This is a genomic window from Thermoproteota archaeon, from assembly GCA_030130125.1.
Taxonomy (GTDB): Archaea; Korarchaeota; Korarchaeia; order Korarchaeales; family Korarchaeaceae; genus Korarchaeum.
Window position 1 is genome coordinate 74,916 of the sequence record JARZZM010000013.1, and the last position, 14,583, is coordinate 89,498.

Below are 14,583 nucleotides of genomic sequence, written 5' to 3' on the forward strand. Positions count from 1 at the left end.
CTCCTACTCCTTTCACCTCTTATTTGAAAACTTTTCGGTGCAGGTGAAACGACTGAGTCATCTTTATGAAATGCCCGCTGGCCTCAGCCACAATACCCCCCATGAGGTAGTTAGTATGACCTCTACCCAGTGGGCCGCGATAGCGGTAATACTCCTTATTCTAGGCCTGATTGCGGGTTATTTTGCTGCTCCGAGTCGTGTCACCACGGTCACTCAGACCGTGACTGTAGGAGCTACAGGAGCACCCGCTAAGACCGTCACGGTCACCGAAACCAAGACCATCTCGCCAGAGGGAGGGAAGATAAAGGCCGCTTGGATATACGTGGGGCCGATAGGGGACATAGGATGGACCTACGCCCACCATCAAGCGAAGGAGATGGTGGACAAAAAGTACGACTGGCTTGAGACGACTCATGTAGAGTCAGTAGCTCCTGCCGATGCCGCTGGCGTGATAGAGCAGCTCATCTCCCAAGGTTACGACGTGATCTTCACCACCAGTTTCGACTTCATGGATCCGACTCTGGAAGAGGCCCAGAAGCATCCTGACAAGATATTCTGGCACTGTTCAGGGTACAAGAGGGCTCCTAATATGGGTACGTACTTCGCGGACTTCTACCAAGTCTACTACCTGAACGGTCTCATGGCCGGAGCCCTGACCAAGACCAAGAAGATAGGCTATGTGGCGGCGCATCTGATACCTGAGGTCGTCAGGCACATAAATGCCTTCTCCTTAGGAGTTAAGGAGGTCTGCGGGGACTGCAAGGTATACGTCAGGGAGATAGGAGCCTGGTACGATCCCACAAAGGCCAGACAGGCAGCGGAGGCCCTGATATCTGAGGGCGTGGATGTGCTCGCGTTCACGGAGGACTCTCCTACCGTCGTTCAGGTGGCAGAAGAGCACTTCCAGAGGGGAGAGCGCATTCTCGCCTTCGGTCACTACAGCCCCATGGAGAAGTTCGGGAAGGACGTTTGCGTCAGCGGTCAGCTCGTCCATTGGGAGGTGATATACGACGACATCCTCAGCAAGATATACGCTGGCTCCTACACACCCAAGAACCTCCAAAATGTCGATTACTGGTGGAAGCTGAAGGAAGGCGCCGTGGAACTCGGCTGTGCCTACAACCAACCGATCAATCCCAAATTTGTGGGCGAGCTGAAGTCTGTTAAGGTGAATGAGAAGGTCCAGCTCCCGAACGGTACAGTGATAGAGAATCCAGACGTTTACACGCTCGTCATGGCGAGGCTCGTACAGATGGGTGCCGTTTGGACCGGTAAGAAGTGGGTATTCGTTAACGACGAGACGTTCGACCCGTTCACCGGACCGATATACGATAACGAGGGCAAGTTGAGGGTGCTCCCCGGGCAGAGGATAGGCCACGATGAACTCTGGTCCATGCAGTGGTGGGTAGATAACGTGGTAGGTCCATCGCTGGGAGGCTAAGCATCCTCTCCCTCCTTCCTTTCTTCCTCTTTTTAAAGGGGTTAGATCTCCTTCCTCATCCACTTGTACCTGCTTACCGGCTCGAAGCCAGCGGCCTCGAACGCTGCCCTGTACCTGCACCAAGTCTGCGTAACTACCTTGGGCACACCCATCTCATTGGCGAGGGTAACCGCCATCTCAGCAGAATCAAATATCTGACCAAGACTGGCCCTCTTCGGTCCCCATATCAGGGCATAAAGGTGATCATCGTCCCTAGTAGGCTGGAACATCGCGAGGATGAGTTGCCACAGCCCCACCCTGACCTTCACGACTCTAGGCGAGGGAAGACCCACACTCTCCCTGTCCCACAGCAGCTCCCAAAGGAGGGATGAGGGCCTTGTCTGTCCAGCGATCATCTGGGCGGCAGCGGGGAATTCCTCCCTAGTAGCGTCCTCTAACTTGGGCTGCTCGGGTGCAGGCCTCGCCGGCGCCTCCATCAGCACCTGAGAATCGATCTCCCTGAATCCCAGGTTTTCGAAGAAGGGGAGGGCCTCGGTGGTCGGTATCGTGTCTAAGTGGCGCATTCCCATTCCCCTAGCTAGATCCATGCACCTCTCAACGAGCTTCCTCCCTACGCCAGTCCTCCTCGCCTCCTCCTTGACCCAGACCATCTGCAGGTATGCGTGCTCGCCTACGGGGGTGAGGAACCTCTCCGGTACGACCTCAGCTTCACCGATCACCTTTCCATCAGACAGAGCGACCACTGCCTTGCCACCGGACGAGTAGAGGGACTCCAAGTACCACTCAAATACTTGGGGGTCTCCCCAGTATCCGCACTCCTTGATCCGGAGATCGAAGGTCATATCCCTCCAGCTGGGGCAGTGAATCGAGACAACTTCATCCAACAAATCATGCCTGAACTCAACTATCTCCAAGAGGGATCATCCTCCACCAGCCGGGCGAGCTCCCTGAAGATCTCTCCCGCCAGCCCTCCCAACCTGATGTTCGCCAAGCTACTTAAATTAGTTTCCTCCGGATTCACTTCCACCAGTATCTTCCCTCGCCTCGCCGCGTTTATGGGTAACAGGGCTGCAGGCATGACCACACCACTAGTTCCCACAACGAGGACGACCTCTGCCTCAGAGAACAAACTTTCTGCCCTCTCGAACTGGTCCATCGGAACGGGCTCCTCGAACCACACCACGTCAGGCCTGAGAAGCCCACCACACTCTTTACACCTCGGTAAATCATCCTCTGGTATGTTCCCGAAACCTAGATTGAACCGCTTGCCGCATGCAGTGCACCTAACCCTCCATATAGAACCGTGAAGCTCTACTACTAGTCTAGAGCCAGCCCTCTGGTGGAGCCCGTCGACGTTCTGGGTCACCACGCCCATGAGTATGCCCTTCCTCTCCCAGTCAGCCATCACCTTGTGGGCCCAAGTTGGCTCGGCCCTCGCGATTACGGACATCCTCCACTTATACCACTCCCAGACCCTCTTGGGGTTAGACTCGAACGCTCGGGGCGTGGCCAACTCCTCAGGCCTGTACCTGTTCCAGAGTCCATCCTTCCCCCTGAAGGTCGGGATACCTGCCTCAGCTGAGGTCCCAGCTCCTGTGAACGCCAGCACCTTTCCTGTATGCTCCTTGATCAAGCGGGCCGCTGAGGACAGGTTCTCGGAAGGGACGACCTCACTCACCCAACCTCACCTCCGGCGGAGAGCTGGGATACGGTCTCACCTCGGCCTCGAGGGGACACCCTCCCCTGCAGACTTGGAGCAGAGGGCAGGAGAAGCACGCTTCCCCCACGAAGCGGAGTTCCCTGATCTTCAGGCACTCATCGTGATACCAGATCTTCTCCCAAGAATCCCTCAGGATGTGACCCAGAACCTTGTAATGACTCTGGCAGGGTATCACGGACCCATCAGGCTCTACCGCCAAGGTTATGCTGCACGCCGAGCAGAACTTCGGTCCCAGACCCTCGCTCATTGGATCCAGCTCACAGTAACGGGTCACCCCGAACCACCTGAAGTCCAGATCCAGCTCCGTGGTGAGCTCCTTAGCCTCAGCCAACACATCTCTTATCTCATCAAAGGAGGGCTCCAGATCTCTCAGGTCCCTGCCCCTTCCGCTGTATATCAGCCTGTTCAGAGAGAATCCATCTACACCCAGATCTGCGGCGAACCGTATCAATGATTCCACCGTGCTCATGTTCCTCCTGAGGAGGGTGGCGTTGACGCTCACGTAGATATCGAACTTGAGCAGGTTCTTGAGCCCCTCGACCGTCTCCTTCCAGCTTCCCCTCACTTGGGTTATGGAATCGTGGACCTCTGGATCGCTGGACTCCAAGGTCACCTGAGCGAAATCCAATCCGGCCTCGATCAACCTCTCAACCAGCTCTCGGGTTAGAAGTCTCCCATTTGTCACTATTCCCGAGACCATCCCGAGCCTCTGGGCCTCGGCCACCAGCTCCGGAAGATCTCTCCTGAGCGTGGGCTCCCCACCGGTGAAAGTGACTTGAGGGACTCCCAGCTCATGGAACCTCCTTAACACGGCCTTCCACTCATTAGTGCTCAATTCCCCCCGCTCGTCGGGACTGGAGGAGTAGCAATGGATGCAGGCGTTATTGCACCTATACGTGAGGGCCAAGTCGACCCTGAAGGGGGCGCCGAGGGTTGATGGGTCAGGAAAGGCCGGTTTAAACCCCAGATCGGTTACGGGGTCCTCATATCCCTCGATGAATCTCCTGAGCTTACTGACTACGTCCTCATAGTGCCTCCTCACCTCATCTTTTCTCATGCCCCTGTAAATCCTCTTCAACTCCCGATAAGCCTCATCCCATCCCTTACCTGAGAGGAAAGCCTTGGCGAATACCGCTGCTGTGTAGTTGAGGTAAGCGACCCTCTGAGCATCCACCACTAAGGCACCCATGGCTAGGGGATCTATACGGAGCTGGATCCTCCTACCATTCAATTTGAATGTCAGGAATTCCCTCTCGATCAACCAACCCCACCTCCAGCACAGGCACAAGCGCAACTCACACATGCGCAGGCACATGCGCAGCTGACACAGGCGCAGCTGACTGATGCCGTCCTCCTAGCTCGAGGTCTGGAGGGGACTATGACCTCAGCGACTTTGTCAGCGAAGTCCTCTATGTTCCTGACGATATTAGAGGAGACCTCCTCGACCGATCTAGCGATGATATCGGCGGCTTTCTCTATGTCCGGGATGACTGGGACATCTACCTTGCCACTAGGCGTCCCAGACGTATCAGGAGCTCTGGGAATCCTCGGAGTGGGGGGAATCGAGGTCCATCTACCCCTAGGCCACCATATCCACACATCGTCCAGCGGATAGGAGGTAAAGACTACCTTCCCCTTAGGACTCTTCAATGCCTTTCTCAAACTTCTCTCGAAATCAGGATCTGTCAACAGCCATGCAAGATTACTCTTGACGAGATCGAGCTTCTCCGCCAAGGGAGCATCCTCGATCATCTCCCATATTGATCTCACCTTGCTGTCGTAGAAAGCGAGGGTCTCCCTCCTCGAGTATCCGGATAGCTCTCTCTCCACCCTCCTGTGTATGAGCCTGATTACCTTAACTAGGCAATCTTGGTCTAGAGATCTGTCCTCCATCACACAGTCCAAGAACCTCTTCTCATAGATCCTCAGGTTCCTCCCCGATCCCTCTAACTTCCTAAGTTTAAGTGGATCTAGGCTATCCACCGCCAAGAACCCCTTCTCCACCAAGCTGGCTATGAGAACTGCTAAAATTCGCCCGTAACTGAGCTTGGCTCCCTCCAACTTGCGGAGATAGGCCACTTCCGTTGGACCCATGTTCTTGTTCGGTCCCAAACTCTCCGCGAAGATCTCAGGGGCTTGATAGGGAAGCTTCTCTATCCATGACTTGAATAACTTGACTATGGCCACGATGGAGATTATTACCGCTCCCAGAAACATGATCCCTATAATGAAGCTGAGGTAGTCCGGAATTCCGCCACCCGCAGGTACTACCTTATCGACGTAGTCCCTTGGAAACGACACCCCTATCTCGAACTTGTAGTTGGGGGGGAGGTCCCTCCTCTCCCAGTAGAGGTATATCCTGCCGTCATCCAGCGTCTGCAAGTTGTCGTAATCGGGCTGGTTTCTCACCTCTCCCTTGGAAACCCCAGGAGGTAGTATCACGAATACTTGGAGCAGCTTTACGGGAGCATTGAACCAGGAGGGTGTGAACATGAGGCCCGCATTGCCGGGGTTAGTCTCGTCCTCATATATGAAGTCCCTGAGCTCGACCTCCACCACGTAAGTCCTGCTCTCCCCCGGGTCTATAGGCTCGCTGGGTCTCATCTTCACCGCGTAATATGAGTCCTCCCTTACCTCTTGGGCATCGATCTCAACGGTTTTTCCATTGGGAAAGATTTCCTTAGTCTCTAGCACGCTGAAAGATGGGGAGGGCATCCCTACTGATACATAGCGGGCTACCGTCCCCGACTTCACCCTCAGAGTGAGGTTGTACCTCAAGTACACCGTTCCCGAACGCTGTATATCAAGAACGACCTTTTCCCTTTCTATTTCATACACTATCTGACCGCTCGTATTTATTAGAGGAATTATGAGCGCGGAGATAACGAGGAATAGTAGAATAAGCCTGAACCTCATCCCGACTTTGGGAGGGTCCGGAATATTAACTTGGCTCAGGTCCCTATTCCTTGGGAGCGCTGATGATGATAGCCCCCGGCGTCGAGTACAGGGAAGGTGAAGGTGAACTCCTAGTCCAAGGTGAGAAGGTTATCCCCAGCGTGAGGAGGTTCTTCGACCTCCTCACGGTCCTGGAGGATCCCAGTGCCCTCAAGGAGGATGGCAACGCGTACTTAATGTACAGGGACCTCCCCCCTCTGAGAGCGAGATGGGTCCGGTTCGATGTAACGATAATCCCGTCTTGGATGGTCGGAAGGGAGTATGCCAAGACGAAGGGCCACTATCATATGCCTCCCTCGGCGGGCAGGCCCTCCTACCCTGAGATCTATCAGGTGCACTCCGGAAATGCGATTTACCTCCTCCAGAGGGCAGGTCCCTCGCTCAAGGAGATAGTGGATTTCATAGTGGTGAGGGCATCACCGGGAGATGTAGTGGTCATACCACCGAATTACGGACATGTAACAGTTAATCCAGGCGAAGAGACGCTCGTCATGAGTAATCTGATCTACAGAGGGGTGGAGTCAGATTATGAACCGTATGAGAGGCTCAGAGGAGCTGCCTACTACTATACGATCGACGGATTCATCAGGAATGAACGTTACTCCTCAGTACCAGAAATAAGAGAGGGTAAGCCGCTCTGGAGGTCTCAATCAATCGCGATCGATTTCTTAGAGGATGAGAGTTCCTTCTCATGGTTGAAGGACGTTGACAGGGCATGCGAGGAGGGATTCCTCGGTGTCCGGTGTTGATCTCCGTGGAGAGGATCTAGTAACCTTCGTTTGGAACTTTCTAAATAGAGAAGAGGTGATCATGGGGAAGAACGATGTCTTGGAGAGGGTGGCTGGTAAAGGGCTCCTGACATCCCAGAAGGTGACCACTTTCTCCTGCGATGGACCCACCTATGCAGTCCTGAAGTGCCCTTCCTGCGGTGCCAGCGACTTGGAAGAGATGGAGGCTTGGATTCACGTCACCTGTGGATCGGTGACCTACGAGAAAGGTGTATGCCCGAAATGCGGACCTGTTACAGGTAAAGAACTGGTCTCAATAGGTCCCGTGTACAGGTGCAGATCCTGCGGGATGATAGTCACTTACCCCACGGTGGAGACCCCCTGCGGGCACCCCACCATTGACAGTTTCGTCATGTATAGATTGACCGAGGAGGGAAAGGACATCATAGGGAAGGTCAGGAGGGAGTTAGAGAGGCTGCCTGACCCCAAGATAGTCTTGGCCGATCTGAAGGTGACGAGGGTAGAAGCCCTCCTCTTGGATGGACCCACCGGCGTCATCTTGGGAACTAATGACGAATATCAGAGGAGGAGAGAGGGGGAGCTCTCCAAGCTTGGGCTGAAGATCAGGATCTTGGAGATTTAGGAGGGTGGTCTGTACTCCTCCCCACCTCTGATGTGCCCGTACCCTATGAGCCTCCACCTGTTGCCTATCCTAGACGAGATGGCGACCCTCTGGTTGAGCTCAGCCGTGGCAGGTATCCTCAGTAGGAGGGTCATCTCATCCTCGGGAGTCATGTCCCTGAGCACGGCCGGCACGGTGGCCGTGCCGACGTTCAGCTGTATGAACTCACCCTTGCTGGGCTTCTTGACCTTCATCTCCTCCCTAGTACCCACTATCTTCTCGAAGAACTTGGCCTCCACATCCAGCTCAACCCAAGTAGGCGGCAGCTCCCCAGGCATTCCAACTACGTTGCCCACCATGTTGTCGGCTTTAGTGAGTGCCGGGTCTAAAAGAGTCCCCACACCTATGAGCCCTCCTGGGTAAGCCTCCTCCAAGGGAGCGTTCTCGCTCCTCAGGCTCACTATCTTGGTCGTGAGCGGAATGAACTTACCGGCCCTGTAGGCTCCGGGTCTTATCTCTATCTCATCGTTCACCCTGAACCTTCCTTGGATGATAGTGCCTCCGAGCACGCCACCTACTAGCTTGTCTGGCCTCGTTCCCGGCTTGTTCACATCGAAGGACCTAGCCACGTACATTCTAGGGGGTTTAGTGGGATCCCTAGGCGGAGGCGTGAATCTCCTCACCATTTCCCTTATCAGATAGCCGATGTTCACCCCATGGAGGGCGGAGACGGGGATTATGGGTGGGATCTCATTCAAGTAGCTCCTCAGAAACTCCACAATCTGCTCGTAATTCTTCAGAGCTTCCTCATCATTGACAAGCTCTATCTTGGTCTGAACCACTATGATCTGCTTGACATTCATTATCCTCAGGGCAACTAAGTGCTCCCTAGTTTGGGGCTGAGGCGCTGGCTCGTTGGCTGCGATGACCAGTAAGGCTGCATCCATTAACGTGGATCCTGCTAGCATAGTGGCCATTAGGGTGTCGTGACCAGGACAGTCCACGAAGGAGACCTTCCTGAGGAGGACCGTCTCCCCTCCGTCTATGGGACATCTCTCCATGGTGGTGTAGCACTTGGCATCATCTCCTTCGCATGACTTACACTTCCTCAGATCGGCGTTTGCGTATCCCAGCTTTATGGTGATACCCCTCCTCAGCTCCTCGCTGTGTCTCTCAGGCCATATGCCCGTCAGAGCTTGGACTAAGGTGGACTTGCCGTGATCCACATGACCAGCAGTCCCTATGTTCATCTCGGGCTGCAAGATGACTCTGTCAACTTCATTTCCCATTGGATCACCTTCAGGAGGCCTCGGCTTCCGCCTCCTCCTTCTTCAGCAATTCCTCTAAGGTTTTCTCCCCGACCTTAACGACTCTTAGGTTTATCTGCTTTATAGCATCGGAGATTATGGCGCCCCTCACTGTCTTAGCCCTCCTCTCTCCCTTCTTCCTAGGGTGGAACCCTGGTGGTGATGACAGGAGGACCTTCTTCTTTCCCGGTATCTGGAGCGAGGGGTGCATCGGGAAGCCGTCCTTGTCGGTCCCACCGGTTATCTTGAACGTGTATCCTGGTAGGCCGAAGGCGTCTCCACTGATCTCCTCGCCTAGCCTTCTTCCCACGAAGAACCTGATGTTATCCTTGGGCAGCTTAACGTGGAAGGTCTTACCAGTATTGGGATCGCCGATGTCGAGCACGAGGAACTCTTCCTCTACCCTTCTCCTTCTTCTCATCGCCATGGGATGGAATCACCTTCCCGAAACTGACCACTTCAGTTATATAAGTTGAACTAATCCGGGGAGCTGGCTCCCCGGGAGTATCTGATCCAGAGGATCCGCCTGTATAGCTCCTTTTCGTCGTCGCTCATCTTACTGAAGTATATGGAGCGGGCCTTATCGTCCTCAAACTCGGACACCTCAGTGTAAAGCTTCCTGCCCTCCTTGACGTTCCTACCTACTACTCCGCCCTTTATTGAGATGGCTACCCTCTGCCCAGCCTTAGCTTCGGGTACCCTGTTCCCCTCGTACTGGATGTCCAGTATGGTTCCGACCCTCCTCCCGCTCTCGTTCATCAGGGGATAGCCGGGTCTTATCCTACCTCTAAGGACCTCAACTCCAACGATGGCAGGGTCGCTCCTCCTGAAAATGAAGTCCGGTAGAACTAAGATTTCAGCCGGGAATACAGCCTGTGAAAGTACTCTCTCCTCCTCTCTCCTCTTTAGCTCCTCCAAGTACTCTTTGAAGCTCTCAATTAGCCTGTAGATGATGACATCGGTGAATATGGGGATCTTCCTGTCCCCCGCCTCTCTCCTTGCGTCCTCCTTTATCTTCACGTTGAATGCCAGTATCACCGCGAACTTCTCCTCCTTCTGCTTTATCACAGCTGCCTCGAACACATCCACTTTGGAGACATCGCCTATGTCGGCCCTCCTTATTGGTATGCCTTCCTTCTGGAGCTGAGCTATCAAGGCCTCCAGCGTGCCCAACGTGTCTGCCTTTACTATCACGCCGATCTTGTCCGTTTTTATGATGATACGCTCTACCTCCTCCTGAACCTCCTTCTTGACCTCCTCTATCCTCTCCCTATCTCTAACCACATATAGGGGAGATCCGGCGAGCACCTCATCCAAATTAGGTGCGGAGATCATCACTCCAGCAGCTGCTGAGACCTCATCAACTCTCCTGAACTTCTTCGTTGCCCTCATCTCCTGGAGGGGCTCTGGAACCAGGAGCGCCCTCACCTTCGTCACGACCGGTCCATTCACACCAGCCACCACTATGGTGTCGTCTTTCCTGAGGACTCCGTCGTAGATTATGGCTGTCAGCACTGTACCCAGTCCCTGCTGCTGCTTGACCTCGAGCACTGTACCCCTTCCCTCCTCAGTGGTTATCTCCAGCCTGTCGAGCATGAACCTCTGCACGAGTCCTATGAGCATCGTTAAGAGGTCCGGAATGCCCTCCCCCGTCACCGCACTGGTCGGTACGATGGCGAAGGTCTTGGTGAAGTCTTGGATCCTATCGTACCTGTCGGCGTAGATCCCCAAGGTGGCCAGCTGATCCACCACCCTGTAGAGCCTCTTCTCCAACTCGGCCAAAACGGAGGGTGGCTGCTCTCTCTCAGCCAAGATGAAAGGCCTGCCCTCCTCAGACTTCCAGCCGTACAGAGTGTCTATCTTGTTGAGCGCTATGACGAAGGGAACTCTCCTCTCCTTGAGTATGTTTATGGACTCAATGGTCTGGGGCTGCACTCCCCCATTTATGTCTATCACCAGGATGGCTATGTCCGCTACAGAACCACCCCTCCTCCTCAGGTTGGAGAATACCTCGTGTCCGGGCAGGTCTATGAAGAGCAAACCTCCGGTCTTTATCTCGAACTTAAGGTTGAGGGCCCTCATCACGGGCTCGCATATCTCGTAGACCACATCGGTAGGTATCTCTGAGGCCCCCACATGCTGGGTTATCGAGCCCGGCTCCTTAGCCGCCACCCTGGTCCTCCTGATGTAGTCCAGAAGGGTGGTCTTACCCGAATCCACGTGGCCTAGAACAGATACTAGGGGCTGCCTGTACCTCTTCTCCTTATCCCCCTTATCCTTACCGTCCTTCTTGGGCAATTAGAGTCACCGTGGGATAGAAGGAGGGTTCTACTTCCCCTCCTTCTTGGGCTTCTTCCTGACCCACTTAACTTTCTTGGGGTTCCTACCCAGTTTGAGGTAGTTCTTGGCGCACTTGGAGGAACAGAAGTATAGGATGGTACCGTCGGCCTTCACGTACATCCAGCCGTGTCCGGGCTCGACATCGCTACCGCAGAACGCACACTTCTTCAGCAGTATGGACATTCTATCACCTCGGCTTCAGCTTCCTAGCCTCCATCTCGGTCTCTCTAAGGATTAGTATGTCCCCTATCCTCACTGGGCCCTTGACATTCCTAGTTAGTACCCTTCCCCTGTCCTTCCCGACGAGGATCTTGGCTCTGACCTGTATGACATCTCCAGCTACGCCCGTGCGGCCTATTATCTCGACTACCTCGGCCGGGTATCCCTTGTCCGCCTCTTGGGACATTCAATCACCTTCAGAAAGGAGTGGGGTGAGCATGTTTTTTAAACTACTCGGTTCCTCCAGTCCCCCTGACCTCCTTTATCTTCTCTATGAGTGCTTCCAAGAGGCTCTTGGCCTGCCCGGCATCCACCACAGCGACTGAGGATGCGGGAACTTCTATACCAGCGGCCTTTCCCAATTCCTCCTTGCTCGGGACGTAAGCGTAGGGGACTCCCTTGTCGTCGCACAGCAGCGGCAGGTGAGCCACTATCTCAGGGGGATTCACGTCCTCAGCTATGACCACGAAGAGGGCCTCACCCCTCTCCACAGCCTTAGTGGTCTCGTTGACGCCCTTCCTGACCTTACCACCAGTCTCCCTAGCGGTCTGAACTAACTCGAGTATCTTGGGAACGAGGTCATCAGGGACCTCAAACTTCACATAGAAGGGTTTGTCCTGAGCCGTCATCCTTCATTCCCTGGAGGGGGCCGGGGAGTGTCATATAAAAATATGCCTCTCATTCGCTAGGGTCTTCAATGGACCCGTCAGCAGGTATTTCCTGGTCAATCTGAGCTGGTTTACTGTGAGAGACCCCGTGAGGAACGCGGCGAGCTTCATCTCGAAAATAAATTTATTTAACTCGTCCCTGACGCCGTCACTCCCCTCCTCCACCGCGCGTATGAAGAAGGGGCGGGCAGCACCAGCCATGTGGGCGCCCAAGGCCAAGCATTTGGCGGCATCCAGACCGGACCTGACCCCTCCGGAGCCTATGACTTTGACGCTAAGGGTGGAGACCTCCATTACCGCAAGAGGGGTGGGTAACCCCCAGTCAGCGAACCTCCTCGAGGCAACCCATCTAACGGATCCTTCAGGGGATCTCTCTCCCTCTATTAGAGACCAACTCGTCCCCCCCTGCCCGGCCACATCTATTATCCTAACGCCGGCCCTCTTCAGGACGAGCGCGGCCTCCTTGGATATCCCTGAACCAACCTCCTTCACTATCACTGGGACATCTAACTCCCTTGTCACATCCCTTATCGCCACCAAGGATCCCGTGAAATCAACCGATCCCTCGGGTTGTATTACCTCCTGTAGGGGATTGAGGTGGATCGCTAGAGCATCGGCATCTATCATATCGACCGCTCTCTTCGCGTTGTCCGGTCCCTCATCTCCTATGACGTGGGATATACCCAAGTTGGCTATGACGGGCACCTCTGTGGCCGTCTCCCTGACTATAGAGTAGGTCCTTACGAGGTCCTCATTTCTCAAAGCTGCTCTCTGACTGCCAACCCCTATGGCGACTCCCTCAGCTTGGGCTGCCTCAGCTAGAGCCCTATTTACGGATAAAGTTGCCTCGTGACCACCAGTCATTCCCTCTATCAGTAGGGGAGCCTTCAGCTCGTATCCCAAGAACTTCCAAGAGAGATCCACATCGTCGAAGGAGGCATCCGGTAGGGGATTGTGGAGGAGCCTCACATGCTCGAACCAGGAGCTGGTGGTACTAAGGTCGATGTCGTCCCTCTTAGCTATCATTATGTGCTCGATTTTACGCTGAGAGGTTTCCTCAGGATTATCAATCATCTCGCGAACACCACCGAAGCGTAGCCCACCACGAAGGACCTGTCACCACTCGCCTCAGCGCTGGTGGAGTACCTCACGAGCTCGCCTTTCTCAACACCCTTCAACTTCGCGAAGGTTATGGCCACTGAGGCAGGTCCAGGACCGCACATGGAAACATCTAGCTCGAACAGGGTCCTGAATAGCCCCTCCACATCCATGTCCAAGATAGCCTCCAACGCGGCCATATCCCTTCTCCTCGCCTCCTCCTCTGGGAGATAGTGGGACATGTCTGATGAGGCTATCACCACGACATCCCTCTTCAGAAATTCGGAGGCGAGGCCTATGGCCTTCCCCAGAGATGCGGCTGAGGAGGGATTCTGAACGCCCATGGCAATGGGGACTATCTTGGGCGAGTCGTATATCGCCTGTAAGAACGGTATCTGGACCTCTATGGAGTGCTCTGACATGTGAGCCAGGTCATCAAACTCCAGATCCTTGAAGTACTCTTTAATGGCTAGGGCGAGCTCCTTATCAACTTCAACTCTGCCCAAAGGTGTCTCCCAGTAATCTGCATTAGAAACGGAGAACGCGGCACCAAGTCCCGTGTGATTCGGGCCTAAAATGACGAATGTCTCGGGAATCCCGTCCCTAGCCAAGACTGAGTATCCAGCAGCTGCCGTCCTCCCCGAGTATATGTATCCGGCGTGGGGCGATATCAGAGAGGCTATCCTCCTCTCCCCGGATGGATTCGGTGAGGGAATCCCGCTCTCCCCAATGCTCAGGAACAACTCCCTTAACAGGGAAAGGAGATCATCCGGATCGGAGGGATAAAAAGAGCCAGCGACGGCTGACCTCCTGACCTCCAAATAGTTTCACCTGAGGCCCATTATCCTAGTGGCGAAGTCCTCGTAGCTCTCCTCGAGATCACCGTCGGGAGGTATGTCTCCCCTGTTCCTGAGGACCTCCCTTGTCAGGAGCCAGTAGACTAGGGCCAATGCCCTCCTTCCCTTATTGTTGGCGGGTATCGCCAAGTCTATGTTCTCTAGCGTGTTATCAGCGTCCACTAGGGCCACCACGGGTATGCCCAGCTTGACGGATTCGACGTGAATCTGCCTGTCCACCCTAGGATCGGACAGGAGCACGACATCGGGCTCCAAGTGGAGGGGCGCCTGGGGGTTGGTTAGGGTACCTGGGAGTATCCTCCCGGTTATGTAAGTGGCACCGGTATATTCGGCGAACTTTCTCACGGGCTTGAATCCATATATCCTAGCTGAAACGGCAAGCATCTTTTCTGGCTCGAACCTAGCCAAGAACTTACCCGCAACCCTGATCCTCTCGTCCAGCTTCTTTATGTCTATCATGCACAGGCCGTCTGGTCTCACCTTGTAGATGAACTTCTCCATGTCCTTCGTCCGTATCCTAGTGCCCACGTGGACACCTGCTGACAGGTACTTCTGCTTCGGTATCAGCAGATCCTTATCCTCCACTGGGGGTACATTGGAGAGACTCATATCGTCATATCCCATTTGA

The 14,583-nt window shown here is 54.6% G+C and carries 16 protein-coding genes; 3 read left to right on the forward strand and 13 right to left on the reverse strand.

The features are described from left to right. Positions 1-115: 115 nt before the first annotated feature. The gene (locus QI197_02315; GenBank protein ID MDK2372194.1) at positions 116-1,441 is read left to right on the forward strand and encodes a BMP family ABC transporter substrate-binding protein; all 1,326 of its coding nucleotides are present in this window, start codon (positions 116-118) and stop codon (positions 1,439-1,441) included. Positions 1,442-1,482: 41 nt separating this feature from the next. On the opposite strand, the gene QI197_02320 is transcribed toward QI197_02315, so the two are convergent. The 4 genes from QI197_02320 to QI197_02335 are packed head-to-tail and all read right to left on the reverse strand — an operon-like array spanning position 1,483 to position 5,999. Further along, positions 1,483-2,355 carry a GNAT family N-acetyltransferase gene (locus QI197_02320; protein MDK2372195.1) on the reverse strand — a complete coding sequence of 291 codons (873 nt, stop codon included), beginning with the start codon at positions 2,353-2,355 and terminating at the stop codon, positions 1,483-1,485. After that, positions 2,346-3,119, reverse strand: a complete 774-nt coding sequence (locus tag QI197_02325) for an NAD-dependent deacylase (protein MDK2372196.1) — start codon at positions 3,117-3,119, stop codon at positions 2,346-2,348. Before QI197_02325 ends, QI197_02320 begins: the two co-directional genes overlap by 10 nt. Next, positions 3,112-4,422 carry a radical SAM protein gene (locus QI197_02330; protein MDK2372197.1) on the reverse strand — a complete coding sequence of 437 codons (1,311 nt, stop codon included), beginning with the start codon at positions 4,420-4,422 and terminating at the stop codon, positions 3,112-3,114. The genes QI197_02325 and QI197_02330 overlap by 8 nt, the downstream gene beginning before the upstream one ends. Continuing rightward, a complete protein-coding gene (locus tag QI197_02335) occupies positions 4,419-5,999 on the reverse strand; it encodes a hypothetical protein (protein ID MDK2372198.1) in 1,581 nt (526 codons plus the stop codon). The genes QI197_02330 and QI197_02335 overlap by 4 nt, the downstream gene beginning before the upstream one ends. Before the next feature lie 140 nt (positions 6,000-6,139). On the opposite strand from QI197_02335, the gene QI197_02340 reads away from it, so the two are divergent. Beyond that, positions 6,140-6,865, forward strand: coding sequence for a glucose-6-phosphate isomerase family protein (locus QI197_02340; protein ID MDK2372199.1), 726 nt, complete (start codon positions 6,140-6,142; stop codon positions 6,863-6,865). Next, a complete protein-coding gene (locus QI197_02345) occupies positions 6,852-7,487 on the forward strand; it encodes a hypothetical protein (protein ID MDK2372200.1) in 636 nt (211 codons plus the stop codon). Before QI197_02340 ends, QI197_02345 begins: the two co-directional genes overlap by 14 nt. Here QI197_02345 and QI197_02350 read toward each other — a convergent pair. Genes QI197_02350 through rpsB form a run of 9 tightly spaced genes read right to left on the reverse strand, consistent with a single transcriptional unit; the run spans position 7,484 to position 14,579 of the window. After that, entirely contained in the window at positions 7,484-8,755 is a 1,272-nt protein-coding gene (locus QI197_02350) for a translation initiation factor IF-2 subunit gamma (GenBank protein ID MDK2372201.1), read from the reverse strand. The genes QI197_02345 and QI197_02350 overlap by 4 nt on opposite strands. Before the next feature lie 10 nt (positions 8,756-8,765). Continuing rightward, positions 8,766-9,194 carry a 30S ribosomal protein S6e gene (locus QI197_02355; GenBank protein ID MDK2372202.1) on the reverse strand — a complete coding sequence of 143 codons (429 nt, stop codon included), beginning with the start codon at positions 9,192-9,194 and terminating at the stop codon, positions 8,766-8,768. 56 nt (positions 9,195-9,250) lie between these two features. Continuing rightward, a complete protein-coding gene (infB, locus tag QI197_02360) occupies positions 9,251-11,071 on the reverse strand; it encodes a translation initiation factor IF-2 (protein ID MDK2372203.1) in 1,821 nt (606 codons plus the stop codon). Positions 11,072-11,101: 30 nt separating this feature from the next. Further along, positions 11,102-11,290 carry a 50S ribosomal protein L24e gene (locus QI197_02365; GenBank protein ID MDK2372204.1) on the reverse strand — a complete coding sequence of 63 codons (189 nt, stop codon included), beginning with the start codon at positions 11,288-11,290 and terminating at the stop codon, positions 11,102-11,104. A 10-nt stretch (positions 11,291-11,300) separates the two neighbouring features. Beyond that, positions 11,301-11,519 carry a 30S ribosomal protein S28e gene (locus QI197_02370; protein MDK2372205.1) on the reverse strand — a complete coding sequence of 73 codons (219 nt, stop codon included), beginning with the start codon at positions 11,517-11,519 and terminating at the stop codon, positions 11,301-11,303. 43 nt (positions 11,520-11,562) lie between these two features. Continuing rightward, positions 11,563-11,961: a 50S ribosomal protein L7Ae gene (rpl7ae, locus tag QI197_02375; GenBank protein MDK2372206.1), complete on the reverse strand. Its 399-nt coding sequence runs from the start codon at positions 11,959-11,961 to the stop codon at positions 11,563-11,565. 30 nt (positions 11,962-11,991) lie between these two features. Continuing rightward, positions 11,992-13,074 carry a type 2 isopentenyl-diphosphate Delta-isomerase gene (gene fni, locus QI197_02380; protein ID MDK2372207.1) on the reverse strand — a complete coding sequence of 361 codons (1,083 nt, stop codon included), beginning with the start codon at positions 13,072-13,074 and terminating at the stop codon, positions 11,992-11,994. Then, on the reverse strand, positions 13,071-13,919 hold the full coding sequence (locus QI197_02385; protein ID MDK2372208.1) for an MEMO1 family protein: 849 nt from the start codon (positions 13,917-13,919) through the stop codon (positions 13,071-13,073). The genes fni and QI197_02385 overlap by 4 nt, the downstream gene beginning before the upstream one ends. Before the next feature lie 6 nt (positions 13,920-13,925). Further along, positions 13,926-14,579, reverse strand: a complete 654-nt coding sequence (gene rpsB / locus QI197_02390) for a 30S ribosomal protein S2 (GenBank protein ID MDK2372209.1) — start codon at positions 14,577-14,579, stop codon at positions 13,926-13,928. Positions 14,580-14,583: the final 4 nt, after the last annotated feature.

Coding starts and splice junctions, on each gene's coding strand:
- fni (MDK2372207.1), bottom strand. CDS start 13,074: ATGATTGATAATCCTGAGGAAACCTCTCAGCGTAAAATCGAGCACATA.
- rpl7ae (MDK2372206.1), bottom strand. CDS start 11,961: ATGACGGCTCAGGACAAACCCTTCTATGTGAAGTTTGAGGTCCCTGAT.
- QI197_02355 (MDK2372202.1), bottom strand. CDS start 9,194: ATGAGAAGAAGGAGAAGGGTAGAGGAAGAGTTCCTCGTGCTCGACATC.
- QI197_02340 (MDK2372199.1), top strand. CDS start 6,140: ATGATGATAGCCCCCGGCGTCGAGTACAGGGAAGGTGAAGGTGAACTC.
- QI197_02350 (MDK2372201.1), bottom strand. CDS start 8,755: ATGGGAAATGAAGTTGACAGAGTCATCTTGCAGCCCGAGATGAACATA.
- QI197_02315 (MDK2372194.1), top strand. CDS start 116: ATGACCTCTACCCAGTGGGCCGCGATAGCGGTAATACTCCTTATTCTA.
- rpsB (MDK2372209.1), bottom strand. CDS start 14,579: ATGGGATATGACGATATGAGTCTCTCCAATGTACCCCCAGTGGAGGAT.
- QI197_02370 (MDK2372205.1), bottom strand. CDS start 11,519: ATGTCCCAAGAGGCGGACAAGGGATACCCGGCCGAGGTAGTCGAGATA.